The 24,494-nt window shown below is 37.6% G+C and carries 18 protein-coding genes; 4 read left to right on the top strand and 14 right to left on the bottom strand.

What is annotated here, in order from left to right; translation table 11 throughout:
* Window positions 1-77 precede the first annotated feature (77 nt).
* From R2Q59_RS07860 to R2Q59_RS07870, 3 genes are all read right to left on the bottom strand, one after another.
* Complete coding sequence (locus tag R2Q59_RS07860; RefSeq protein ID WP_316784975.1) at window positions 78-1,763, bottom strand: RagB/SusD family nutrient uptake outer membrane protein; 1,686 nt, start codon at window positions 1,761-1,763, stop codon at window positions 78-80.
* Window positions 1,764-1,781: 18 nt separating this feature from the next.
* Entirely contained in the window at window positions 1,782-4,796 is a 3,015-nt protein-coding gene (locus R2Q59_RS07865) for a TonB-dependent receptor (protein WP_316784977.1), read from the bottom strand.
* Window positions 4,797-4,915: 119 nt separating this feature from the next.
* Window positions 4,916-5,806, bottom strand: coding sequence for an inositol oxygenase family protein (locus tag R2Q59_RS07870; protein ID WP_316784979.1), 891 nt, complete (start codon window positions 5,804-5,806; stop codon window positions 4,916-4,918).
* Window positions 5,807-5,949: 143 nt separating this feature from the next.
* Here R2Q59_RS07870 and R2Q59_RS07875 point away from each other — a divergent pair, with 143 nt between their 5' ends.
* Window positions 5,950-6,960 (top strand): LacI family DNA-binding transcriptional regulator, encoded by a 1,011-nt coding sequence (locus R2Q59_RS07875; protein ID WP_316784981.1) that lies wholly within the window; start codon window positions 5,950-5,952, stop codon window positions 6,958-6,960.
* A gap of 237 nt (window positions 6,961-7,197) precedes the next feature.
* Here the strand turns inward: R2Q59_RS07875 and R2Q59_RS07880 are convergent, their stop codons facing one another.
* The 5 genes from R2Q59_RS07880 to R2Q59_RS20585 form a co-directional block, all read right to left on the bottom strand.
* Entirely contained in the window at window positions 7,198-8,190 is a 993-nt protein-coding gene (locus R2Q59_RS07880; protein WP_316784982.1) for a hypothetical protein, read from the bottom strand.
* A 52-nt stretch (window positions 8,191-8,242) separates the two neighbouring features.
* The gene (locus tag R2Q59_RS07885; protein ID WP_316784984.1) at window positions 8,243-10,414 is read right to left on the bottom strand and encodes an AAA family ATPase; all 2,172 of its coding nucleotides are present in this window, start codon (window positions 10,412-10,414) and stop codon (window positions 8,243-8,245) included.
* 325 nt (window positions 10,415-10,739) lie between these two features.
* Window positions 10,740-11,480, bottom strand: coding sequence for a hypothetical protein (locus tag R2Q59_RS07890; RefSeq protein WP_316784985.1), 741 nt, complete (start codon window positions 11,478-11,480; stop codon window positions 10,740-10,742).
* Between the two features lie 322 nt (window positions 11,481-11,802).
* The gene (locus tag R2Q59_RS07895) at window positions 11,803-12,219 is read right to left on the bottom strand and encodes a hypothetical protein (protein WP_316784987.1); all 417 of its coding nucleotides are present in this window, start codon (window positions 12,217-12,219) and stop codon (window positions 11,803-11,805) included.
* Between the two features lie 92 nt (window positions 12,220-12,311).
* Window positions 12,312-12,476 carry a DUF5763 domain-containing protein gene (locus R2Q59_RS20585; protein WP_410478918.1) on the bottom strand — a complete coding sequence of 55 codons (165 nt, stop codon included), beginning with the start codon at window positions 12,474-12,476 and terminating at the stop codon, window positions 12,312-12,314.
* On the opposite strand from R2Q59_RS20585, the gene R2Q59_RS07905 reads away from it, so the two are divergent.
* Window positions 12,421-12,552, top strand: coding sequence for a hypothetical protein (locus R2Q59_RS07905; protein WP_316784990.1), 132 nt, complete (start codon window positions 12,421-12,423; stop codon window positions 12,550-12,552). The genes R2Q59_RS20585 and R2Q59_RS07905 overlap by 56 nt on opposite strands.
* Before the next feature lie 1,579 nt (window positions 12,553-14,131).
* Here the strand turns inward: R2Q59_RS07905 and R2Q59_RS07910 are convergent.
* The 3 genes from R2Q59_RS07910 to R2Q59_RS07920 form a co-directional block, all read right to left on the bottom strand.
* On the bottom strand, window positions 14,132-14,653 hold the full coding sequence (locus R2Q59_RS07910) for a GNAT family N-acetyltransferase (RefSeq protein ID WP_316784992.1): 522 nt from the start codon (window positions 14,651-14,653) through the stop codon (window positions 14,132-14,134).
* A 22-nt stretch (window positions 14,654-14,675) separates the two neighbouring features.
* Window positions 14,676-15,608 carry a hypothetical protein gene (locus R2Q59_RS07915; RefSeq protein WP_316784994.1) on the bottom strand — a complete coding sequence of 311 codons (933 nt, stop codon included), beginning with the start codon at window positions 15,606-15,608 and terminating at the stop codon, window positions 14,676-14,678.
* A 348-nt stretch (window positions 15,609-15,956) separates the two neighbouring features.
* Window positions 15,957-16,226, bottom strand: coding sequence for a hypothetical protein (locus tag R2Q59_RS07920; RefSeq protein WP_316767625.1), 270 nt, complete (start codon window positions 16,224-16,226; stop codon window positions 15,957-15,959).
* A 215-nt stretch (window positions 16,227-16,441) separates the two neighbouring features.
* On the opposite strand from R2Q59_RS07920, the gene R2Q59_RS07925 reads away from it, so the two are divergent.
* Both R2Q59_RS07925 and R2Q59_RS07930 read left to right on the top strand, forming a co-directional pair.
* Window positions 16,442-16,993 carry a dihydrofolate reductase family protein gene (locus R2Q59_RS07925; protein ID WP_316784996.1) on the top strand — a complete coding sequence of 184 codons (552 nt, stop codon included), beginning with the start codon at window positions 16,442-16,444 and terminating at the stop codon, window positions 16,991-16,993.
* Window positions 16,994-17,449: 456 nt separating this feature from the next.
* A complete protein-coding gene (locus tag R2Q59_RS07930) occupies window positions 17,450-18,856 on the top strand; it encodes an alkaline phosphatase (protein ID WP_316784998.1) in 1,407 nt (468 codons plus the stop codon).
* A gap of 35 nt (window positions 18,857-18,891) precedes the next feature.
* Here the strand turns inward: R2Q59_RS07930 and R2Q59_RS07935 are convergent, their stop codons facing one another.
* The 3 genes from R2Q59_RS07935 to R2Q59_RS07945 form a co-directional block, all read right to left on the bottom strand.
* Complete coding sequence (locus R2Q59_RS07935) at window positions 18,892-20,718, bottom strand: ABC transporter ATP-binding protein (RefSeq protein WP_316785001.1); 1,827 nt, start codon at window positions 20,716-20,718, stop codon at window positions 18,892-18,894.
* A 213-nt stretch (window positions 20,719-20,931) separates the two neighbouring features.
* Window positions 20,932-22,566, bottom strand: coding sequence for an ABC-F family ATP-binding cassette domain-containing protein (locus tag R2Q59_RS07940; protein WP_316767632.1), 1,635 nt, complete (start codon window positions 22,564-22,566; stop codon window positions 20,932-20,934).
* A 170-nt stretch (window positions 22,567-22,736) separates the two neighbouring features.
* Window positions 22,737-24,485, bottom strand: coding sequence for an ATP-binding protein (locus tag R2Q59_RS07945; RefSeq protein WP_316785003.1), 1,749 nt, complete (start codon window positions 24,483-24,485; stop codon window positions 22,737-22,739).
* Between the last annotated feature and the right edge of the window lie 9 nt (window positions 24,486-24,494).

Consider the following 24,494-nt stretch of genomic DNA (forward strand, 5'->3'; position numbering starts at 1 on the left):
CCTCGCAATGACGAAAACCCACAACTAATCACAATAAAAAGGCCGTCCTTTCAGACAGCCTCTTTAAAATCTAATACTTAATAACTTGCATTCTGTACTAAATAGCCTGGTAAGTTAGAAGCTCCATCAATCGCAGTTTGCGGAATAGGGAAAAGTCTTTTTCTTACATCAGTATTTGATTTTTCTGTCCAAGTACCTTCGTATTTACCAAAACGAATCATATCTGTACGTCTAACCATCTCCCAATAAAATTCAAATCCTCTTTCGCGGAACAACAAATCAAGCGTGATCGCAGGAAGTGGTGGCGCAGGAGTAGCAGCAGTTCTTGAAGCTCTTACAAAGTTTACATCAGCCAATGCTGTTGCATCACCTTTTCTTAATTTTGCCTCAGCACGCATCAAATAAATATCCGCCAAGCGCAAAATCACAATATCATGCTCACCAAAGTTTCTACCACTTACAGATGTTTTACTGAACTCATATTTTAACACCCTATAACCTGTATTGTAATTACTTCCAGCAATTGTAAAATCTACTTGCTCTGTAAAGTCAACTGCCAAGGTAGGTCTACTACGTGTATCATAGAATAATTTATCCACCTGCATTTTTCCATCAGGGCACTTAACAAATGAAACAACACCATTAGTAGTAACTCTCTTCAATCCATATTGTTGACCTCTAAGTATACCACGATTCATATTGAAAGAAGCAGCATCAACGCAACTGGTAACCTGTGGCAAGTTTTGTTTATAAAAACGTGGGTCAGTCCCAGCTGGATCTAATGGTGCATAGGCATTTACCCAAGTGCGGTAAAAATCTGGCGTAATACCTGGCCCATCCGTTCCATTTGAACCCGTATAGGCTGGCAATGGAAATTGATCGCCAGAAATAGAGAAATATGCCATACGGTTATGACCATTTAAATCAGCACGCTGATCAACTGCAAAAATCAATTCCTTGTTCGTATGGTTATTATCATTAAACAAAGAGAAATAATCAGTTGCTAAATTATACTGACCAGAGCTAATGATCTTGTTGCAATAATCTATCGCTGCATCCATATCTTCATTTTTAAAGGTAAACGAAGTGGCATAAACATCTCTATAAACTGCAGCATTCATGTGCAAGCGAGCCAACAAACCCCAAACAGCACCTTTAGTCAAACGGCCCGGACCTGTAGTGTTCTCTACAATTGGTTCAATGGCCAACAATTCTGATTTGATATAACCAATGGCTGCTTCACCCCTTAAAATTTTTGAAGTTTCACTCGCATCCTCCTTAACGAATACTAATCCGAAAAGGTCTAACATCAATAAATTGTAATAAGCTCTCATACCTCTAGCTTCTGCCAAAAACAATTTAGAGCTAGGGTCTGGATTGCTAGGCAAAGAATTAATTGCAGTCACACTCCTCGAAATTCCAGTTACAATATTGTTCCAGGTATTTCTTACGTTCGCATCAGAACTAATGTTTGCGTGTTGGTGCAATTGCATATAAATTCCATTGTCACCCCAATCAGTACCTCCACGATAAGGTAAAATTGCTTCATCTGTGGAGATTTCTTGTAAAGCAAAATAATTGGTATGAAGAAAGACATCTTCTAATTTCGCATACACAGGGGCAATAATTCCTTCCGCTTGTTGCTTGTTTGATAGGCCTACAACCGAAGCTTCATCCAGTACTTTTTCTTCTAGTTTTGAACAACTATAGGTTACTGTTAAAGTTGCAAAACCCAGTAACGCTATTAATATTTTCTTTGTCATGTCTGTAAAATTTAAAACTTAAAATGAGAAGTTTAGACCAAAAATGAACGATTTCGCTTTTGGATAACTTAGGTAATCAATACCGTAAGACGATACCCCACCAATTGACCTATCTATATTTACTTCAGGGTCGTAACCAGGATAATCAGTAATTACAAAAAGATTCTGTCCGGTAACCGATAAACGAATAGTAGAGAACCATTTGTTAATTCCTAAATCCTTGGTATTTAAACTATAACCTAAAGCAAGGTTGTTCAATCTTAAGAAAGCACCGCTTTTAAGATATCTGGTACTCACGAAATTATTATTGTTGATTGATTCTGTTGCTTCTGCGATAGCCTCTCTTGTTGTATTAGCATTTCTTGATAAATTCAATTTCGAGAAACTCTGGTTATGGGTATAGTCATAAACTTTATTTCCGGCTACGCCATTAAAATTAACACTCAAATCAAAACCTTTGTAGGCAGCACTAGCATAGAAGCTATAAACTGTAGTTGGTAATGCTGTACCTGCAGAAACCCTATCCTTGTCAGTACTCAAATTATCGCCATCTAGGTCACGATAAATACTTAAACCATTGGCACCAATGCCAAGGTACTCTCTCATAAAGAACGTTCCGATAGGTTGATTATTTACATAGCCATTAATGGTTTGCCCAGTAAGACCAGCTCCGCCTACAGACCCAGCAGGGATAACCGTATATGGCGAGTTTTCAACTTTGTTTTTAGAATAGGTAATGTTACCGCCAATGTTGTAAGTAAAACCATTGTCTGCCTTATGTCTATAGTCTAATTCGAATTCGATACCCTTGTTGGTTACCGTCATGTCCTCAACATTACCCCAAACCTCTGGTGCTGGTTGAATCGGATCTGCAGGAATTACCTGTAATAAAATGTTACCTGATACTTTTCTAAATACATCAATTGTACCAGTTAACGCTCCTTTGAATAAACCAAAATCAAGACCTATATCTGTTTGTTTTGAAGTTTCCCACTGGATATCAGGATTAGCCAATCTTGTATAAGTGGTACCTGCCGGATAAGCACCCGTTGGATAAAGCGGATAACCTGAAGCAGCTAATGAACTAAACAACGCTTGTGTAATTTTAGGTGGAATTTCCTGATTACCAGTTACACCATAGCCTGCTCTTAATTTCAAGTTGCTGAATATCGAGTTCTTCATGAATTCTTCTTCAGAGATTTTCCAACCTGCCGAGAAAGAAGGGAAATAACCATACTTGTTATTCGCACCAAACTTAGATGAACCATCAGCCCTGAAATTAGCAGTAAACAAGTATTTATTATTAAATTGATAAGTTACCCTACCGAAAAATGATTGTAACTCATTGATGAATGCAAAACCACCCGGACGGTTATTCGCCAAAGTTAAATCTTGTCCAACTCCAGGATTGTAAATAGGATCAATACCACCATTTACAAATCTATTGATACTTGTGTTTCTCTGCTGAACAAAAATCCTTTGATAAGAATGACCAGCTAAGGCAGATATATTATGCTTTGTATTAGCCCAGTTGTAGGTCAGGTAATTTTCGATCAATGTGTTTTTATTGATGTTGTTGAAAGTTTCTAATCTACTCTCACGAGTGGTGATAGGATTTGGCATGTTCAATGCATCACGAGTTGCTGTCGAATTATCAATGCCTAAGTTTGCCTTATAAACAAGACCTTTTATAAGCCTCAAAGAAGGAGAAACATTGCCGATTACGCGATTCAAAACCGTGGTTTCCTTTTCAAAATCGAAATAAAACGCTGGATTGGGAACAACTAAGCTAGCAATTGGATTACCATTAGCATCCTTAGCAGGATAGGTAGGGTTATTAGTAACAACGTTTGCTAAAATAGTGCTAATTGGTGGACGTGTTTGCTTGGTATTCGCCACATTCACGTTCATGTCTAATATTAATCGATCATCTAAGAATTTCTGCGTTACATTAAATCTTCCAGAATACTTGTTCAAATCATTTTTCTTGATGATACCTTCTTGTTTTTGCGCACCGATAGAAGCGAAGTAAGCTAACTTGTCAGCTCCGCCACCCAGATTTAAATTGTAATTCTGAGTGTAGGCAGTCCTCATGGCTTCTTTCTGCCAATCGGTATTCCCGCCTTTATCATCTAAAACTGCACCAGTTTTTGGCACCTCTACACGAAATTCATCTGCGGTTAAAAGTGGCAATGCCCTAGCTAATTTTGAAACACCTAAGCTTGTGGCAACATTTAATGTCGAAGTACCAGCTTTGCCCCTTTTTGTGGTTACGATAATTACGCCATTCGCACCACGAGATCCGTAAATAGCAGTCGCTGATGCATCTTTCAATACATCAATTGATTCGATATCCTGCGGATTGATAAAAGTAAGTGGATCACCACTACCAGTATTCGAATTGTCTAACGGTAAACCATCAATTACATACAACGGACTACTTCCTGATCTTACGCCACCAGACCCTCTAATCACTACACCCATGCTACCCCCAGGTTCGCCACTAGCAGAAGTTACGTTCACACCAGATACCTTTCCTTGTAGCAATTGTTGCGGAGACGTGATGATTCCCTTGTTAAAATCCTCACTTTTTATTGATTTCACAGATCCAGTAACATCTTTTTTATTCTGCGTACCGTAACCTACAACTACCACTTGCGATAAATCTGTAGCGTTCCCTTTTAAAGAAATGTCTATTTTGGTTCTGTTCCCTACCAATATTTCTTGGGTCACATAACCAACATAGCTAACTACTAAAATCGAATTTTCATCAGGAACAGCGATGGTATAATTTCCATTTCCATCTGTAGTGGCAGATTGTGAACCGCCTTTAACCGAGACCCCTGCGCCTGGCAATGGCATCCCATCTTGGGCATCTACAATTTTTCCTGTAATTGTTTTTAGTTTGATGATGCTTGCCGTGCTAGTCATAGCAAATGTTCTTTCTGGAGAGAAAAAACAACAGCAGATCATTAGCGCCGCTGCAAATAATTTTAGGCAACGCTGTAAATGATGAGAGTAAATTTTGTTCATATAGTTTGTTTTGGGTTTAATGATTTAAATTAAAATTGAACACGTAAAAGGTTTTAGACGACGCAAAAATATCATTCAATGTCATCTACAATGTACTATCAATATTAACTTTTGGTTAATTAAAACTTCAGCGTTGCCGGCATGTATTTGGCAACTAAGTCTTCATAATATGGTCGTAATTTAGTCCAATCTGGTGGTTCTGGATTTTTAGAATACAAATCGTAAGGGTTAAACAGCTCTACCCATTTCAGCATTTCACGATCGTGATCATCTAATAGGTAATCATACTGCCCTTCTCTATGCCATGAATAAAATGAGTGATACCTCAACATATACAATCCTCCCTCTGGTATACGACCTTTAAGCATGTGGTAAACATATTCATCATGTCCCCATGACATGGTTACATTGCGCAAGCCACAGCCTTCTTCATACACGCCTAACTTGGTATTGTATTTCGGATTGGTATAATCTGGATTGTTTTTAAAGAATTCTGAATAGACAATTTTGTCAGAGAAAGCACAACCTACTGGGAAAGTATCACCTACCACTGCCCATTGCGGTTCGCCAAATAAACACAACACTTTGCCCATGTCATGCATTAAACCTACCAACACCATCCAATCTGGGTGACCATCCCTACGAATTGCTTCAGAAGTTTGCAGCAAGTGCTGAAACTGGTCTAAATCTGTATCGGGATCAGAATCATCTACCAACTGATTTAAAAATTGAAAGGCATCCCAAATAGGCATTTCCTTTTTATCGAACTTTAAATAGTTGTTGCGCTTTTCCTGTACAAACTCATAGGTTTGGTAAGTATGGTTAATGCGATAAAACTCACGCACATGATCTTTGGTATTTTCATCATAAGTACGGTATTCTTCTGTTTTTTTCGCAGTGGCGATGCTATCCGGATCAGGATAACGCTGCAATAAATCGTCCTCCCATTCTTCGAGATTGTTTAACGGATTTGCTTCCTTATCGCCTAATTTGTTTTGAGATAATTCCATCAGGTATTATATTTGGTTATATCTAATTTGAAGTTTTTTTCAATTGGTTGTAGCTAAACGTTAGGCATTTATTTACGAAACCGTTTTCGTAAATTAGTCAAATGATAAGGAAATTTCGTAAGTTGTAGCACCAAATCCCCTCAATGAAACACATCAACATTAAAGCATTGGCACAAGAACTGAACCTCTCAGTTTCTACAGTATCAAAGGCTTTAAATGACAGTTACGAAATAAGCGAAGAAACCAAACAACGGGTACTGGAAACAGCAGCAAGGCTGAATTATGTGCCCAACCCCTATGCCAGCAGTTTACGAGGCAGAAAAAGTAAAAACATTGCCGTCGTGATCCCCGAAGTAGCAGATAGCTTTTTCTCTTTGGCCATTAACGGCATCGAATCGGTAGCCAAAACAAAGGGTTATCATGTACTCATTTGCCTAACCCATGAAAGTTACGAAAACGAGAAAACCATTTTAAAAGAGTTTCAAGGGGGAAGAGTTGATGGCGTACTCCTATCAGTTTCTACAGAAACCACCAATTGCAGTCACATCAGCGATTTGATTACAAATGGTTTACCCATCGTATTTTTCGATCGTGCTTGCGATGATGTAGAAACGGCTAAAATTACAACGGATGATTTCGAAAGTGCCTATACAGCAACCGAACACCTCATCCAACAAAAGGCCGACCGCATTGCTTTTTTAAGCATCTCAAAAAGTCTGTCTATCAGCAATAAAAGATTGGAAGGTTACCTCAAAGCATTGGAAGATCATAACATCAAGGTCGACCAAAATTACATCGTGGACTGTACCAATGACCCTGAACAAAACTACCTGCTGATTAAAAAGCTACTGCAACAGAAAAACAAACCCAATGGCATTGTAGCTTCGGTAGAAAAACTAACCACTCCTATTTACACCGCCTGCAAAGATTTGCAAATCAAAGTACCCGAAGATTTAAAAATTGTTTCTTTCTCTAACCTAGAGATTGCAGCTATCCTTAATCCTTCGCTCACTACCATTACCCAACCAGCATTCGAAATGGGTAAAATGGCAGCAACATTGCTGTTTAAAGCACTAGAGAATAGAAATTTTAGTTTAGTGAAGGAAGATTTTATGATACAGAGTACGTTGGTGGTGAGGGATTCGAGTGGGTAGGTTGAAGTTTTTGTAGGAGACCATTTTATCGAAGCGTCATATCGACAGAGAGCAGCGACGAGATATCTGTTCATCGTGCCAAATTGCTTTACCCAGCCTGCTTTGAGTACAAGCACGGATGTTTGCGCTAGACGGGGATTTTAAAAAAAAAATCTTACAAATGAAAAAGTTGAATATTGGATTTTTCAAGTAACTATTTCTGCTATCTAAAATCCGTGGCCTAATGAGGCTAAATTCTTAGGCAAGATTTTGACGTGCCTGAATTTCTTCATTCCACTTATCAATCGGATCTATATAGCCTTCAGGAAATGGACTATCTTTCATTATATTAAAATAAGCCATTATTGGTTTAAGATTGTCTTTCCAAAGAGTCATCAAATCTAACTTGGTCAGCTGAGAGGCCACTTCCATTGTTTGTATTAGAATTTCCTTTGAGTTGAGTTTAAATCCCTTAACGTGTCTTTGATTGAGGGCCTCGATCATGCTTATGACTGTATGCAACAATCTTACCATCGGATGTGGGTGGCTACCTTTTTCCATATTAAAATCTGTCAGGTCATCCGGATAAATTGAGATGCTTTCGGTTAAAATGGGGACAAGGAAAAGTGACAGCAATTTGCTCAGATTTTCCTTGTCAACTTTGCCAAACATTCCCATCGCATATTGTTCAATGTGAGAGCTCAGCAAAAGTGCTGAGAACTCGTCAGCATTGAGTTCAAGTAAATGTTTGTTAACATCATATTCATTCTGTTGTGGACTGAGCATAATTTCCATCCCACCCTTTTCCTGCAGTTGAATGACGTGTGCAAATTCGTGGTAGAACGTAAAGTGCTGTAGCGACTGAAAAAACAGAGTAGATGGAGGATTATCTAGTTGGCTCAGAAAATCAGCAAGTTCAGTTTGTTCAATGGCGTATTTTATTTTGGCTTCTTTTTCCTTTAACTTTATTTGTTTTATTAGCAACCCCCCGTTCCAGACAATTAATCCCCTTCCTTCATGAACACCTGCTTTTGCGTTTTCACTAATTTCCGAGCTGAAGATCAGTCCTAATGGGATTTTAAGGTAAACTTTATGATGTTCTATGGCTTGTAGATAAAATTCTGCAGTAGCCAAGAGGGAGTCTCTGTAATCATCATTGAATTCAAAATGCATCAGATTATCAGCTGTAACGATGGGCTGCCCAAAAGGTAACAGGCTTTTTTGATAATCACTAAATTCTTGGAAGTCCATTTCTTACGTTCATTATAACTGACAATCTTTAACATTCTTCATAGTAATTTATTTACTTCAATATCATTTTGTTGTAGTGTTTCTCATAACCAGTTTCGACAAACACCAACTTGAAAGCATCTTTAAAATCGTCATAATTAAATTCCTTATAATCGAAGATATTTTGGCCTAGAGAATGTGATTCACGATTTATAAAACGATTGAAAGCATCAAACTTATTCTCTTGAAGTTTTGGTTTCTGAAAGACATTATTTAAATCTTGCTTTTCAACGAAATTATAGAAATACTCAATGATATTTCTCATACAATTTGCTATTAAGGCAGGTGGCTGTTGTTCATCTTTTATGATTAACCAATAAGAATGATAATCATTCTGAATCTCTTCATAACTCATTTCTAATATTTCAGTTCCAGCAGTATTTTTTCGAAGTCTAAATAGCTTCTGTTCGTCTTTACGCCTTTCCTTGTTTGTATCTGTCAGCTCATAAAAAAAATACAAACTATGAGTCAAAATAAAAATTTGCTCATATTTATCACTTTTTAAAAATTCATTTTTGATTAATCTACCTATGTTGAATACATAAATGTGCGATAAACTCGAAATAGGATCATCAATAATGATTAATTTATTTTTATTTGCTTCCAAAGCACTTTTCTTACCTCTACACTGTTCAATGAAATAGAGAAAGCTAATTATCATTTTTTCCCCTTCGCTCAGAGTTTGAAAGATTCTTGCATCATCATCATTTCTTATTATTTTGTATAACACATCTGAATGTTTCTTTATGCTAAAATCGTCGATACCAAGCATTAAAAGACTGTTATTAATACTTGTTATTGCTTCTTCAATATTTACTGTATGTTTTTGTTGTTCTGCTATTAAATTTTGTTGTTCTCTTATCTCACCCCCTAGATTGGCTATTTTTTCGTTAAATGATACTGATTCAGTATTTGCTTTCTCTTTTTCCAATTGAAATGCTGAAATCGCAGAATCATAGTCCCATCTCATTAACTCCCAGAAAGCTGTTTTAATTTTCTCAAAAGCTGAAGGTTTGTTCTCCATTCTTTTGTTGTGAATTTCAATGAGTTCATTCACTTCTTGGATTAATTTTTCTAACGCTTCGACCTTAGTTTTAGAATTGATTAGTTTAACAGATACGCTTGGTGACTTGATTTTTTCCTCTAGAAGTTTTCTGTTATCGCCTATAACTTTTGCAACCTCGTTATATTTGATTTCGAAATCCTTCTTTTTGGAGTCTAACATTGGATTTAACAGATAGTCATTTTTTTTAGGAATCCCCCTAATTCCAAGATTATAGGCTTCCAAAAATTCCTTTATCGAATTGATATCTCTTTCATATGCTTCATCAAAATATAATTTTATTTCGGAGATGAGTTTTTCTGTGATTGTTTTTTCTTGACAAAAGGGGCAGATATTGTTTGATTGTTCTTCTTCGAGATTTAAAAAATTAAGGCCATCCTTTACCCAATCAGAGTTGCCTAATTTATCAATAAGGCCAGCTACTGAGCTATTCTTATTTCCTACTATTTCTTTTACTAAAAGTTCTTGGTTTTCAATGTCAAAAGCAGTGAAATTCACCAATGGAAGTTTATCTAGAATTTTCGCATCATCACTTGTCAAAAAATGAACATCTTCTTTGATTTTTTCGATGGTTATTGTAGGTTTTGTTTCTGTTTTTTGAATTAGGTCTACGTAATTTAGTAATTTGTTACCATCACTTTTTAATCCTTCAAGACAAAACTCCAGCACGCGATCACCCCCAGTGTATTTTGTTTTGATTTCCCAAATTTTATTTTTTGCAGTAAGTTGGCTAGCATTAAATACATCAAGATATTGTTGATGCTTTTTTTCAGTATCTTCTTTTAAGCTAATTTTAGCTAAGATTTCTTTCGTGGCTTTTTGAATTTTTATTTCTGCCTCTTTATTTTCTTTTGATAAAGTAAATATTCCTTGTAAGTTTTCAGGCTCAAAAAAGTTATTGTATATAAAGTTTTGATTATATACGTGGATATCATCATCATCACGAATACCTTCAACGCTACAAGCAGAAAATTTCGGGTTTTTTCGGTCGATGAATAAGTTTGAAAAAGTGCTTTTCCCTGAGCCATTTAGACCATAGATCAAATTTACCTTTTTGTCAGTTTCTAAAACAGCTTGTTTTTTATAACTAGCTATTTTATTTAGCGTGATTTTATTTATCATACGGCATTATTGATTAGTAAGAGTGCTTCCAAATAGCAACGCCTCGTACAATTAGTATACGTTGGAAGCTATGTGTAAAAATCATTAGTATCTAACTTGTGATCTCTATTTTTTATTCTTTGAATCTTTTTGTTTTAACTAAGGTCTATAAATTGCCAAGCTAGCAAAATACAGAGTTCAATTCCTTACGGTTTTCCGTAATTCTACTTCCCATATTGCCAACAATACCCGTTATTACTAGCCCTACTTTTACACTCTGCTTCTTTTTAGTAAGTGCTTTATGATAAATATTAGTTTTAGTTATTAGCGCATTTGAAGTTACTTTTTATTTCACTACGATATTAAGACTATATCTTTCGATGAATTCTTTAACTTCTTCTGCTATTTTATCTAATAATTCATTTGATGCGCCATTTGTAAGCTGACGAGCATGTATTACCATCTTTGGTAAAACACCTTTTTTATTTTCTTCTGCGTAATGAATCCAACATTTGTCTGAACTTTCACAAATATTTTGATGGGAGAATTTAACACCGAATAGTTCACAAACTTCTCCGCTATAAGTCTCAATATATTTATTATCTAGAGCAACAATGATTACAATGGGAAATTGCTTAATAAACTCACTCTTCCAAAAAACAACCTTCCGTTTTTCTAATTCTGCTTTAAAGTTCTCTTGTTTCTTTGCTTCACTAGTTTTGGGTGCTGGTAAATTGCTTAATTCTGTGGTAAAAATATTTTCTACAAAAGTGATTTCGTACTCTTCTTCTTTTTGTACTTTTTCTTCAATTTTAAGTTTATCCAAAATAATTTCATAAAGCTTCTGGTACTTTTGCCAAGTATGTCTTCTGCTTCTAAGGTTGTCTTCTATTGGTTTAAATCGGGTAGAATAATCAACTTTATTTTTCCAAGCAGTTCCACCACCATGTGTTGATTCTACGCCGATAGGGCTTCCCGCTTCCTTTCCTACTATTAAGATTTTAGCATTTGGATTTCCAAGACCAATGTATTGATAGCTCTCAATACTTGTTTCTATTAATTCATTAAACTCTTTGCTATAATGCATATTATTCAATAGTCTTAATTATTTGTTGAGTAACATATTCGTTCTTACGCTCAACCTCGCTAGCGCAAGCGTGTCGCTTGTGTCTTAATATTTTTATCTTCCATTACATCAAGATAATTTAGAGATTGCCACTTTATAATTTTTTCTTAATACAGGCATCCTAAAAGATGTTTCGCCGTTGCTAAAAAAGAGTTTTCTGTTATATATCTAATACTTAGAGCATCGTTCGCTAATTGAAGTCGTAGTTGACCTTTTCTAATGAAACATCATTAATTCTCATACTTTTGAGATTAATAACTTAGTGTAACTTCAATAGTAAAAATTAACAACCATCCAAAAATCCATGGCTAAGCATATATTCAACAATACTGTTCATTCCTCTTTTTTGAAGTTCTGCTATTAATACTCTTGGTGGTGGCCAATTGCTCATGTAAGGATTGGAATCTGAACCAGTATATAGTCCACCTCCAGAACCTCGGTAAAGTCCACCTCCAGAACCAGTATACAAACCTCCTCCAGAACCAGTGTACAAACCTCCTCCAGAGCCGGTGTACAAACCTCCTCCTGAACCGGTGTACAAACCTCCTCCTGAACCTGTATACATACCACCTCCAGAGCCAGAATACATTCCTCCTCCTGAACCAGAATAAGCGCCACCACCTGAACCTGTGTACATTCCTCCTCCAGAGCCGGTGTAAAGTCCACCGCCTGAACCTGTATATCTATTTCTTGGCCACATTTTTATTGTTTTTTGGTTAATAATATATTTCAAATGTCTTGTTTTATTTGTCGTGTCTACCTATAATTGGGATTTGCACCCCTAATTCTATCCTACTTCCCATGTTGCCAACAATAACCATTACTGCTAGCGCTTCTTTTACACCTCGCCCCTTTTTTGGTGAGTGCTTTACATTGTCCAACATAAACATTGGTTTTAGTAGTGCTTGTATTTGAAGTTAAGTTGTTTGTAGTAGTTGTTTTGGGTTTGGCACAAATGCCACAGCTTCCGCCATTGTTGCAATATTTACAACCCGAACAGTTAGAGCAGGCTTTGCAAGGCGAGTTGCCATAACAGGTTGCCACTGGTCCAGAAAAGGGAACAGTTTTGCGTGGTGGAGCAGTAAACAATAGCAAGCTACTGATGATAAAGAGGAGGAGCGTTTTCAATAAATTTTTGGAGCGTGAGGGTTAATTTGTTAACTATTAATTGAAATAGTTATGCTAAACTTAACTATTAAATAATTGATTTACAAACGATAAAACTTCGAGGTGTAATGGTGTTTTTAGCCCAAATGCTGTTTGCAATGAGTGAATGCGGTTTTAGGTTTTGAAATGTAAAAAGACTGAACATTTTTATTTTTATATTTTTTTATTGAGGGTTAACAATTAAAGGTTTTAGGGAATGTTTAAGGCCCGCCGCTCTAGCAGATTGCTTCGGGCGGTGAAGAACCGACCCTCGCAATGACGTGATGTATTAGAGATTTCGCAACCCCTCAAAACCCCACAACTCTTTCCCAAGTACAAGGACGGCCTTGAATGCATAGGAAGCCTGCCTGCCGGCAGGCAGGGAGAAGTAGTTAATTGTTTAAAGAAATGATTTCTCTCTAGCGTTAGATTAGCAAAATGGAGAATTGCGCAGCAATCTTGAGGGCAAAAACAAAACTACTACAACCGAAAAACTGGAGGTCCTTCAACCGAAATGGCTCATTTTGCGGTATAAAGACAATTGACGTACTTATCCGACTAGGCATTTACAGCCTTGATTTATTAATGAGTTGTTGTTGTTTTTAATGGAATTAATGAGCTCGCTGAAGGGCTCGGTTTTGGTTACCTTTTCATCAAGGAATATTGCGAAGCAATCTTGAACACCCCTAAAATATACAACCGTGAAAAACGTAAGAGCCCCTCGGTGGCGGTGAACCGAGGCAAGCCTAGAGCGTGAGGAATAAATTATTAGTAAAGTCGGTTACCTACCAAAGGAGATTGCTTCGGGCGGTGAAGAACCGACCCTCACAATGACAGACTGGGTGTGTTAGGAAACTCTGCAACCCATCAAAACCCCATAACCCTTTCCCAAGTACGAGGGCGGCCTCAGCAGATTCACGTCAAGAAAATCAATGGAAGGGATTGTAAAAATAAAAGCTGTACCGAATTTGTCACCCTGAGCGTAGTCGAAGGGTTAGGTTCTGACCTTTGATTTTTAGCGAAGCTGGTGCAGCCTAGATTTTTGCTTCTTTTCATCAAGGAATATTGCGAAGCAATCTTGAACACCCCTAAAATATACACTCGTGAAAAACAAAGAGCCATTCGGTGGCTAACCGAGGCAAGCCTAGAGCGTGGCAAACAAAATAATTCCTCCCCCTTACCCCTCCGATATAAAATCGGAGCAGGCTCTCGTAGAGGGGGACACCATAGTTCAAGAAAAAACAGGAAGCATAAAAACTACTAAAGGGGGGTCAACTCATAGATTCCTCCGAAGTCGCCTGCCTGCGGTAGGCAGGGAATGACGGACTGGGTGTGTTAAGGAATTACGCAACTTGTAGGTAGCCAGTTTGCACTCCCCTCTCTTCAAGGAGGACCTGTTCCGATTTATCGGAAGGGGTTGGGGATGAGGTCACAACCCCAAAGCTTGGCATGACGAATCTCTCAAATTAAGACTTAATCACCTTTTCCATTTCAATCAAACTAATCTCCTCTACTTTCGGATCACCAAACCTACCGTCAATCTCATCAAATGCAATAGCACCTCCTGTAGGCACATACCCATGGCGGCTGTACCAATTGATCAGTTCTACTCTTGTACTAATCACAGAAATAACTATCCTAGTGCAATTATTTTCTAATCCATATTGCTCTGCAGCAACTAAAAGCGACTTACCCATACCATTGCCTTGGGAAAGTGGAGAAACTGCAAACATACCAAGGTAAAGGTCACGAGATTTCACCTCCAAACAAACAGTACCTAATATCTTACCATTCTCATCATTAATCTTTAGAATCATCACCTCTGGCTTGGCTAGCATGAGCTCCAATGCCTGTTCATTGATCCTGATTCCGTCAAGAATTTCAGCCTCAGTTGTCCAGCCCTTTTTAGATTCCTCGCCACGATAGGCAGAGTTCACCAATTTATCTAGTTCCTTAACATCTTCAAGGTTAGCTCTGGTTATTTTCATTTGATTAATTGAATAGCTAAAACTACTTTTTTGGCTTAGACAAAAGCTTCAGTTCTCTTTTAGACATTTCTTTTTGCACCACTTCAGGTGTTGAGCCAGCCATGTATACTTTTTGAGCAACCAGCACCTCATCGGCATTATCTGCTGTCATAAAATGAGGAGTAATAAAGCCATAATAGCTTTTTGATTTTGTTGATGAATTATCCGTTTTGTCAACATCCACTGATTTGAGGTAAGTAATCATTATCGAAACGTTATACTTCCCGTTTCTATCATATTTACTATTTAAGCCTAATGAAGTCCCTGGAAATACTGTTTGACCAACCTTTACTGCGAAACTCCCTTTTTTAAAGCCTCTATAGGTTGCCAAAGTGCCATCTGGGTGCTCAATGATTAGTTCGTTTGTTCTACTTGTATAGGATACATCCTCACCACCGGCTTCATATAAGTCTTTAACCTCAACCACTAATCCTTTTCTAATGGCGGTTACTGTATCTTGTTCGGCGGTATAAAATCGATATGACTTCCAATCTTCTGGTGCAGTTTTACCAAAATAAGCAGCACCTAAAAACCCAGATTCAGCAACCTGTACTTTTGCCTCATTCTTATAGGGCAAGAGGTAAATTAAACCCGGATTATATTTGGGGTTTAATTTGCCACGTATATAGAAAGTAGTATAACTGCCGTAACCAACTCCTTGCTCCTTATTGCTTGGAGTCAAATTAAAAAGTCGACCATTATAATCATTTGCTGTAAATGAAGACCCCGGATCCATGGCGTTACTAAGTGAAGCAAATTTAACCACCACTGTATAGGTGCCAGGATCTGTCTTAATAAAATTAAAATCTATACTCTTATTGTCGTTTCTTTTAGCTTCTAGTGTTAATGATCGTTCTTGGGCTTTAGCAATTAAAAGTAAAACACAAAGTGAGATGGTTAGTAAAGTTCTTTTCATTTTCATGGGTATTTGCTGCGAAAATAAAGAAAAAAGTAGCGGTTTTTATAATGCTATGTTTTTAAAGCAAATAAACTGTTCATTGGTTCATTAGTATCATTGGTTCATTAGTATCATTGGTTTGCCAGATGTCGGTATTTCTGAATGCTTTAGCTGACGGAACTAGGTTTATTATTTAATTTTTGCACCATTAACACAATTTAGATCTTGATCCTTCTATAGTTTCTTAGGCATTCTTCATCCATAGATAAAGCACACATTAAGCACATGTGAAGCACATACTAAGCACAGTTGATTATCAAGGAAAAGGGTCAGTTGGAAAGATTGAAAGTCATCAAAATCTTAGAACTAACCATAAATACTAAGCAAGATTAGCCAAGTAACAAATCCTACTGGAACCAACACACCTGCACTGATAAAAAATGACTTCATCAGCTCTCGCTTGCCCATAATTAAAAAGACAACACCTGCAACTACATTCAGCATCACTTGAATAAAGATGCATAAACCCATACCAATGGCGATGCTAAATCCCAAATTTGAAGGAGATGTGTTTAAAATAATGAGCAAGCCATATATCACAAACACTAATAGATTTATACCTATGATTTTTAACATCGTTGAAATTTTAATGATGAAGCTTTGTAGTTAACTATATGACAATAAGCATAAAACCCTTTAAAAAGTTTTATGATAATGTAATTTTTAATTACAGCTGTAATCTATGTTTCCCCCTCTGTCTCGAACACCTCTTTTTTTGTCCTATTTAAACCTTACTCCGTTTGTCGAAGTATTTTATATTTGATTATTGTTGATTAGCCAAAAAAAGAGCGATGAGAAATGTAATTTATGGAATGAACATCAGTATTGATGGCAATTGCGATCATACCAAAGCTAATCCTGATGAGGAACTTTATGAATATTTCACCCATCAAATGGATGATGTTGACTTGATTGTTTATGGTCGTAAAACTTACGAATTGATGATGCCTTATTGGCCGGAAGTTGAAAAAACACAGTCGGGTACAAAAGCCTCAAATGAATTTGCAGCAAGACATAATGCCATCAATAAAATTATCGTTTCTCAAACCTTAAAAAATGTTGCTGGAGATACAAAGATTATCAGTGATAACCTTGAGGCTGAAATCATCAAACTAAAACAAGAATCAGGCAAGAAGATTTCTATTGGGGGTGTAAGCCTACGTTCGCAATTAATGGTACTCGGTTTAATTGATGAGTATTATTTTGTGATCCATCCCATTATTGCAGGCAATGGTAAACACCTGTTAGAAGATATTACACTCCAAGAAAACATCAACTTAAAGCTAGCTGATGTTAAGATTTTTAAATCTGGCTGCGTGGGCTTGCATTATTTGAAGGGATAGGTTTGGACCTAGACGATAAGTATGACAACTCGTTTTTATAGTTGGCGTCATTCCCGTGCATACGGGAATCGTAATGCGATACGAAGGAGCGAGAGTTAATGCAGCTATGCAATCGCATTACGATGCCCTCCCGATAGCTATCGGGACAAGCTGAGCATGACGTACGTGGTGTGTTAGGCAGTTTGCACTCCCCCCTCTTTAAGGAGAGGGGTTGGGGGTGAGGTCACAACCCCGAAGGGCTTAGCGCAGCTAATCGTAATGCGATACGAAGAGCGAAGAATTAACAACCAGCTGTGCAATCGCATTACGGTGCCCTCCCGATAGCTATCGGGACAAGCTGAGCATGACGACTCTCGCAAGATACTTAGCATAAATACCCCAAAAAACACAAAAAACTTAACCTTAACCAATCTTACAATTAACACCCACTTAATATCACTACCCTAATTTTGGAACATGATCAGAAGAGATTTTTTCAAAAAAGGTTCCTTAGCCGTATTAGGCACCTCACTATTAAGCCCATTAAGTTCCGCAGCAGCCATACTTACGCCAACTGAAGAAAAAGCTTGGGGTACAGCTACCAACATTATTTTCATGGTGAGTGATGGCATGAGTACTGGCACCTTAAACATGGCCAACTTACTTTTAGAAAGAAAAGAAAATCGTGAAAGCAAATGGATTTCCTTATACAGGGAAAACAAAGTGGTAAGGGCTTTTATGGATACCGCTTCAGCAAATGCAATGGTTACGGATTCTGCTGCCTCAAGTTCTGCTTGGGGAGGTGGTGTGAGGGTTAACAATGGCAAGTTAAATGCTAATGCCGATGGCAGTTTCAACACCCCTATTCTGCAGAAATTTAAAAATGCTGGTAAAAAAGTAGGTTGTGTAACCACAGTTCCAATTACCCACGCCACACCTGCTGGTTTTTGTATCACCAATAATTCTCGTGGCGACCAAAGTGAAATCGCTTTACAATATCTACCGCTTCAATTTGATGTGATGATGGGAGGTGGCAATCAATATTTCAGCCCTACCAAAAGAAAGGATAAGGTTGATGTGTACAGCAAATTTAAAGAAGCAGGTTATCAAATTATTCGCTCGAAAGCAGAAATGCTTAATCTAAATAATAGCAAACCAATTCTTGGGGTTTTTGATGAAGATGCACTTCCTTTTAGTGTTGACCATGCAACTGATACTGCACTTCAAGATCGTGTACCAACATTGGCAGAAATGACTGTTAAGGCTATAGATTTGATGAAAGACAACAAAAATGGATTTGTTTTGCAAGTAGAAGGCGGAAAAGTAGATTGGGCTGCCCATTCAAACGATGCACCAGGTTTACTTTACGATCAAATTGCGTTCGACTTGGCTGTAGAAAAAGCAATCGAATTTGCAGAGGCTGATAAAAACACATTGGTGATTATTACAACAGATCATGGCAATGGCAATCCGGGGTTATTTGGAGATACAGATAGCAATAAAAAGTTCGACATGCTACAAAACTTCAAACATAGCAACGATTGGATTTTAAACTCAATTCAGCCTGGCTTCAGCACAAGCAACTTAATAGATTTGATAGCCGCAGCGCAAGGTTATGCAATTACTACTGATGAGGCTAAAAGTTTATTAGCGCATTATGAAAAACTAGATGGTGGTGGCATTTACAACAATCGCAAGCTCCCATTCGAATTATTCGGACAGCTACAGGAAAACTATACTGCCATTGGTTGGGGTTCGATGGAGCATTCTGCAGATTATGTAGAGCTGGCCGCTTATGGCCCAGGTAGCACCTTAATGAAACCCTTTGTTCGCAACACAGAACTGCATAATTTAATGTTAAATGCTACAGGGGTTAAAGTTTAGCAAGGTTAACATTGTTATGATTGACTGGGATGGGTTTATTTAATTTCAAACTGTAAACCACTTAAATAGCGATAAAGTCCTTCCTCATTTTCCATCAGTTCGTTGTGAGTACCCGATTCGATAATACTACCCTTTTCCATAACAATGATCTTGTGAGCTTCGCGAATGGTAGATAGTCTATGTGCAATGATAATCGAAGTACGTCCTTTCATGAGCTCCTCTAAAGCTTCCTGAACCAACCTTTCAGACTCAGAATCTAAAGACGATGTCGCTTCATCAAGGATCAGTATCGATGGGTTCTTTAATAAGGCTCTCGCAATAGCTATCCTTTGTCTTTGTCCGCCAGAAAGTTTTACACCACGTTCGCCGACTATAGTTTCATATCCCTCTGGGAATGACGTGATAAACTGATGTGCATTTGCTCTTTGAGCAGCGATCATGATTTCATCTTTAGTAGCATTTAATCTGCCATAGGCGATATTTTCAAGAATTGTACCCCCAAACAACATCACATCTTGTGGCACAATAGCTACCTGATTACGAATATCAGTTAAAGCGTAATCACTAGCTGGTTTGCCATCAAACATTATTTCACCACCTTGTGGATGATAGAACTGTAAAATCAAGGCGGCTGTTGTAGTTTTGCCCGAGCCACTTGGCCCTACGATAGCTACCCTTTCCCCAGCTTTGGCTTCAAAGGAAATGTCTTTCAAAACCGCTACTTCTGGTCTAGAAGGATAAGAAAAGTAAATATTTTTAAAAGCTAAGTCGCCAACTATTTTTTGTTCTACATAGTCAATATGATGGGTAATAGAAACCGCTTCGCCTTGCTCAGCTAAAATTTCCAATACTCTTTCGCTCGCACCTACAGTCTTCTGGATATTGGCAAACATCTCCGGAAAACTTCCCAGAGAACTGGCTAAAAACATAGCGTAAAGTGAAAATTGTAAAAGCTGACCGAAAGTAATTTCCCCATTGCTTACCAATATACAGCCATATCCGATCACCCCTAAAATACCTCCGAAAAGACATAAGACGATAAATGAAGAAAACATCCCCCTAAACTTTGCTCCTTTTATGGCGATATTAGCTACTTCACGAATCGCCATGCTGTATCGTCCAGCCTCGAATGGTTCGTTAACAAAAGCTTTTACATTGGCAATACCCATCAGCGTTTCATCTACAATGATGTTAGATTCTGCCAATTTATCTTGCGCTTGCCGAGAAATTTTCTTGATGAATCTACCGAAAAATACAGCGGCAACAATAAGTACGGGCAAAACGATAAGTAATGCGAAAACAAGCTTTTTAGAAATAATAGACATGAATACGATGCCACCTACTAACAGTACCGCCTGCCTAATCATCTCCGCAATGGTGGTAGTGAGTGTATCTTGTACCTGCGAAAGGTCTGCTGAAATTCTGCTGTTAAGTTCCCCTACTCTTCTTCCTGAAAAGAAGTCCATTGGAAGTGTAATCAATTTGAGATAGGTATCTTTTCTAATATCAGCTAAGGCACGCTCGCCAACACTCACGAACCATAAAATTCGAAAAAATGAAATAATAGCTTGAAACACCAATACCACAAAAGCCAACAACAATATGCCCGTTATGGTACTTGGCAAAAAATCGTTGGTACGTTTGCCTTGAGCTGTATCTATGAGCGCTCCAACAAATGATGGAAACGCCAAGCCGACCAAACTTGATAACAACAGAAAAAATAATGCGGCAATGAATTTTCCTCGGTATGGCCTTAAGTAACTCAATAGTTTTGCAACATGGCTTAAGGTCTCTCTATTCAACTTTGCTTTGGGCAATTCGATACCAGCTGCGTTACCGCTATTTAATTTTTGTCTTGCCATATAATGGATAATAAAATAGTATTGATGCTAGATTTAGCACGCAACAAAAGTACGGATAACTTTTTATCGTGCTTAGTAACTTTTTGGTCTTTGCCGATGAAAACACGCATTTCGCCGTATAATGCCGCCGTAACAGGCCGATGTCCATCAATCATTAAACAAAAAAAAGCAGCTCTTATTAGAACTGCTTTTATCAAGTTTACTAATACTTATTTAGTTCTGCTCAATTTCTTTTAAGCTATTCATCTTTTTGTAAGCTAAAAATCCTTTGATATCTTCAAAGTGCTCACGAACTCGTTTGTTGCCAAACTCAAATACTTTTGTAGCCAGTCCATCTAAGAAATCACGATCGTGAGATACCAAGATTAAAGTACCATCAAAATCCTTCAAGGCATCTTTAATGATGTCTTTCGTTTTCATATCTAAGTGGTTGGTTGGCTCATCCAAGATTAGCACATTCACTGGTTCCAACAATAATTTAATCATCGCTAAACGAGTTTTCTCACCACCTGAAAGCACCTTCACTTTTTTAGTGGTATCATCTCCGCTAAACATAAAGGCGCCCAAAAGATCCTTGATTTTTATGCTACCATCACTCAATGGAATCTGATCAATGGTTTCGAATACCGTTAAATTCTCATCAAGCAATGCTGCCTGATTTTGAGCAAAGTATCCAATCTTGGCATTGTGGCCTACTTTTAAACTTCCTTCAAAATCAATCTCGCCCATGATGGCTTTAATCATGGTCGACTTACCTTCACCATTTTTACCTACAAAAGCAATCTTTTCTCCACGCTCAATTACCATTGAAGCTTTTGCGAATACAGTATGATCGCCATAAGTTTTGGTCAGTTCTTCTACCATTACCGGATATTGTCCCGATCTCGGAGATGGAGGAAACTTCAATCGCAATGCGGAAGTATCTACTTCATCAATCTCGATTACTTCTAGTTTCTCAAGCATTTTTACCCGAGATTGTACTTGTAAAGTTTTAGAATAGGTTCCTCTAAATCGGTCTATAAATTCTTGGTTATCTGCAATAAATCGTTGTTGTTCTTCGTAAGCTTTCAATTGATGCACACGGCGATCAGCTCTCAACTGCAAATAGTGACTATATTTAGCTTTGTAGTCGTATATTCTGCCCATCGTTACTTCGATGGTGCGATTGGTAATGTTATCTACAAAAGCTCTATCGTGTGAGATAACCATCACTGCATTTGCAGAATTCATCAAGAAATCTTCTAACCATTGGATACTTTCGATATCCATGTGATTGGTAGGCTCATCCAATAGGATAAGATCTGGTTTCTTTAATAATATTTTAGCCAATTCGATACGCATGCGCCATCCGCCAGAAAATTCAGAAGTTTGGCGAGTAAAATCCTTACGCTCAAAACCCAATCCTTTTAGCACTTTTTCTACCTCTGCATCATAGTTAGTCTCTTCAATCGAATAAAACTTTTCGCTCAGTTCAGATACACGTTCTATGAGTTTCATGTAATCATCACTTTCGTAATCGGTACGAATGGTCAACTGCTCATTTAGCTCGTCGAGCTCTTTTTGCATTTGGTTTACCTCTTCGAAAGCTTTCATCGTTTCTTCAAAAACGGTAACCTTATCTTTCGTTAGCAAATGCTGTGGCAAATAGGCAATTACAGCTTCTTTCGGACCAGTTACATTACCAGAAGTAGGTTTTGTTGCACCAGCAATAATTTTTAAAATGGTAGACTTTCCTGCACCATTTTTTCCCATCAGGGCGATTTTATCATTCTGGTTTATCGAAAAGGTAACGTCGCTAAAGAGGGTTGTTCCGCCAAATGAAACGGAAATATTATTTACATTAATCAAGATTGCAATTTTTAATTGGCGGCAAAGATAAGGGAATTGAGTAAATTATGGAGAGAAGTAATCAATAAATGCCGCAAAGTATTTTAGCATGAAACATTTATCATGTAAAGAAAAGTGAACTTTCTTTACATGACAACTCATTTATGTAAAGAATCTTTACATTAGCTATTTTAAACTCTTGGCAAAGTAAAACAGAACCTGCTACCTTCCCCTATCTCACTCTCCACCCATATTATACCTTTTTCTGCCTCAATGAAATCCTTTGAAATGGCTAATCCCAATCCAGATCCTGATTTGTTTTGTCCATCGGTTGGTACTTGAAAATAACGGTCGAACAATCTTTTCTGATATTTTTCTTCTATTCCTTTCCCAAAATCCTTTACTGAAAATTCAATTTGCCCATCTTTCTCGATCACCTCAATCACAATCTTCGATTTTTCTGCGCTATAACGTAAAGCGTTGGAAAGAAAGTTAACTAATACCCAAGCTGTTTTTTGAATATCAACATTAACTTCAGGTAATTGCTCACTACAATTCAGTTCGAGTTGTATCAATTTCTGCTCTGCCTGAAATTTTACAGCATCAACAGCGAAACGTACAATTTCAATTGGCTTGGCCAGTACAAAGCTTAACTTTAGGTTACCGCTTTCTACTTGAGAAAGATCTAATAGTTCGCTTGTGATTTTCAATAAGCGATCACTGTCCTCTTGGATATGTTGTATCAAATCATACTGTTCACTGTTCATTTCCCCAACACGTTTATCACCCAATAATTTTAGGCTCATCTTTATAGATGACAACGGCGTTTTAAGTTCGTGGGAAACCGTAGCGATGAAATTGGTTTTGGCTTGATCTAGCTCTTTGAACTTGGTTACATTTTTTAGCACATATACATTGCCTACAGATTGGGCTGAAGTCATTAATGCTTTTTCTTCTTGGGTTTCAACATTTGGAACCACAATTTCTCTGCTTTCTACTTGGAAATAGGATTCTTTTTCATCGGCATATATTTTAAGGATCTCATTTTCTGAACCGTGATTGATCAATTGACCTAGCAATTGGTTCTGTTTAGCAAGTTCACTGGCGTTTTGTCCAATAACTTTTTGTTCATCCAGCCCCAAAAGTTTTGCCGCAATTTGATTCAAGAACAGTATTTCGTTCTTTTCATTTACGCCAATGATGGCATCACGCATTTGCGCTATAATAGCCTCAATCCTAGATTTTTCAGATTTTATCTTCGAAAGATTACTGTTTTCCCATTCATTCAGCTTTTTGGCCATTGCATTAAATGAAACCGCCAGTTCCGAAAATTCATCCTTATTATTGAAATGTAAACGTTGCAGATAATTTCCATTGCCAACCTGCTTAATGGCTTGACTAAATTCTGCCAACGGATTAGCAACAAAGCCTGGAAAGTTGACCACAAAAGTAAAAAGCACAATGAAACAAAATGATGCAGCTAGGGCGATAAATAGCTCGGCTCTGGCATAAGCGCTATTGGCTTCTTCATTTTTGTGATCGATGGCTTGCATGTTGACAAATTCTATTTGAGCAAGGGCAGAACGGATTTCCTTTTCCGCCATTTCTCGTTCCTCGGCTCTATTGTTAGTTAAAAGAGTGCCGTAAGCGGCAGCTAACTTATTCACTGCTAGTTGTTCTCCAGGTTCGGTAATATTCTTATTTTCAAGTTCCAGATTTAGCTCAAAACGCTGTTTGCCAGCTTTTGTTAATGGGTAATTTCCCTCATCAATTACGCTACGCATTTGTGACACATAACCAATTGTTTTATAGTTGTCTTTTAGGATCAGTTTTGATTTTGAGGAAATCTGGCTTAAAAAGTATAGGGCAATACCACCAAAAATAAGGACGATGAAGAACAACAGGCCAAAACCTGCTCGCAATTTAGTCTTGATTTTCATTGTTTTCTA

The organism is Pedobacter frigiditerrae (genome assembly GCF_032678705.1).
Taxonomy (GTDB): Bacteria; Bacteroidota; Bacteroidia; order Sphingobacteriales; family Sphingobacteriaceae; genus Pedobacter; species Pedobacter frigiditerrae_A.

Coding starts and splice junctions, on each gene's coding strand:
- R2Q59_RS07920 (WP_316767625.1), bottom strand. CDS start 16,226: ATGTTAAAAATCATAGGTATAAATCTATTAGTGTTTGTGATATATGGC.
- R2Q59_RS07925 (WP_316784996.1), top strand. CDS start 16,442: ATGAGAAATGTAATTTATGGAATGAACATCAGTATTGATGGCAATTGC.
- R2Q59_RS07945 (WP_316785003.1), bottom strand. CDS start 24,485: ATGAAAATCAAGACTAAATTGCGAGCAGGTTTTGGCCTGTTGTTCTTC.
- R2Q59_RS07890 (WP_316784985.1), bottom strand. CDS start 11,480: ATGCATTATAGCAAAGAGTTTAATGAATTAATAGAAACAAGTATTGAG.
- R2Q59_RS07860 (WP_316784975.1), bottom strand. CDS start 1,763: ATGACAAAGAAAATATTAATAGCGTTACTGGGTTTTGCAACTTTAACA.
- R2Q59_RS07895 (WP_316784987.1), bottom strand. CDS start 12,219: ATGTGGCCAAGAAATAGATATACAGGTTCAGGCGGTGGACTTTACACC.
- R2Q59_RS07875 (WP_316784981.1), top strand. CDS start 5,950: ATGAAACACATCAACATTAAAGCATTGGCACAAGAACTGAACCTCTCA.
- R2Q59_RS07870 (WP_316784979.1), bottom strand. CDS start 5,806: ATGGAATTATCTCAAAACAAATTAGGCGATAAGGAAGCAAATCCGTTA.
- R2Q59_RS07930 (WP_316784998.1), top strand. CDS start 17,450: ATGATCAGAAGAGATTTTTTCAAAAAAGGTTCCTTAGCCGTATTAGGC.
- R2Q59_RS07910 (WP_316784992.1), bottom strand. CDS start 14,653: ATGAAAATAACCAGAGCTAACCTTGAAGATGTTAAGGAACTAGATAAA.
- R2Q59_RS07865 (WP_316784977.1), bottom strand. CDS start 4,796: ATGAACAAAATTTACTCTCATCATTTACAGCGTTGCCTAAAATTATTT.
- R2Q59_RS07915 (WP_316784994.1), bottom strand. CDS start 15,608: ATGAAAAGAACTTTACTAACCATCTCACTTTGTGTTTTACTTTTAATT.
- R2Q59_RS07885 (WP_316784984.1), bottom strand. CDS start 10,414: ATGATAAATAAAATCACGCTAAATAAAATAGCTAGTTATAAAAAACAA.
- R2Q59_RS07935 (WP_316785001.1), bottom strand. CDS start 20,718: ATGGCAAGACAAAAATTAAATAGCGGTAACGCAGCTGGTATCGAATTG.
- R2Q59_RS07880 (WP_316784982.1), bottom strand. CDS start 8,190: ATGGACTTCCAAGAATTTAGTGATTATCAAAAAAGCCTGTTACCTTTT.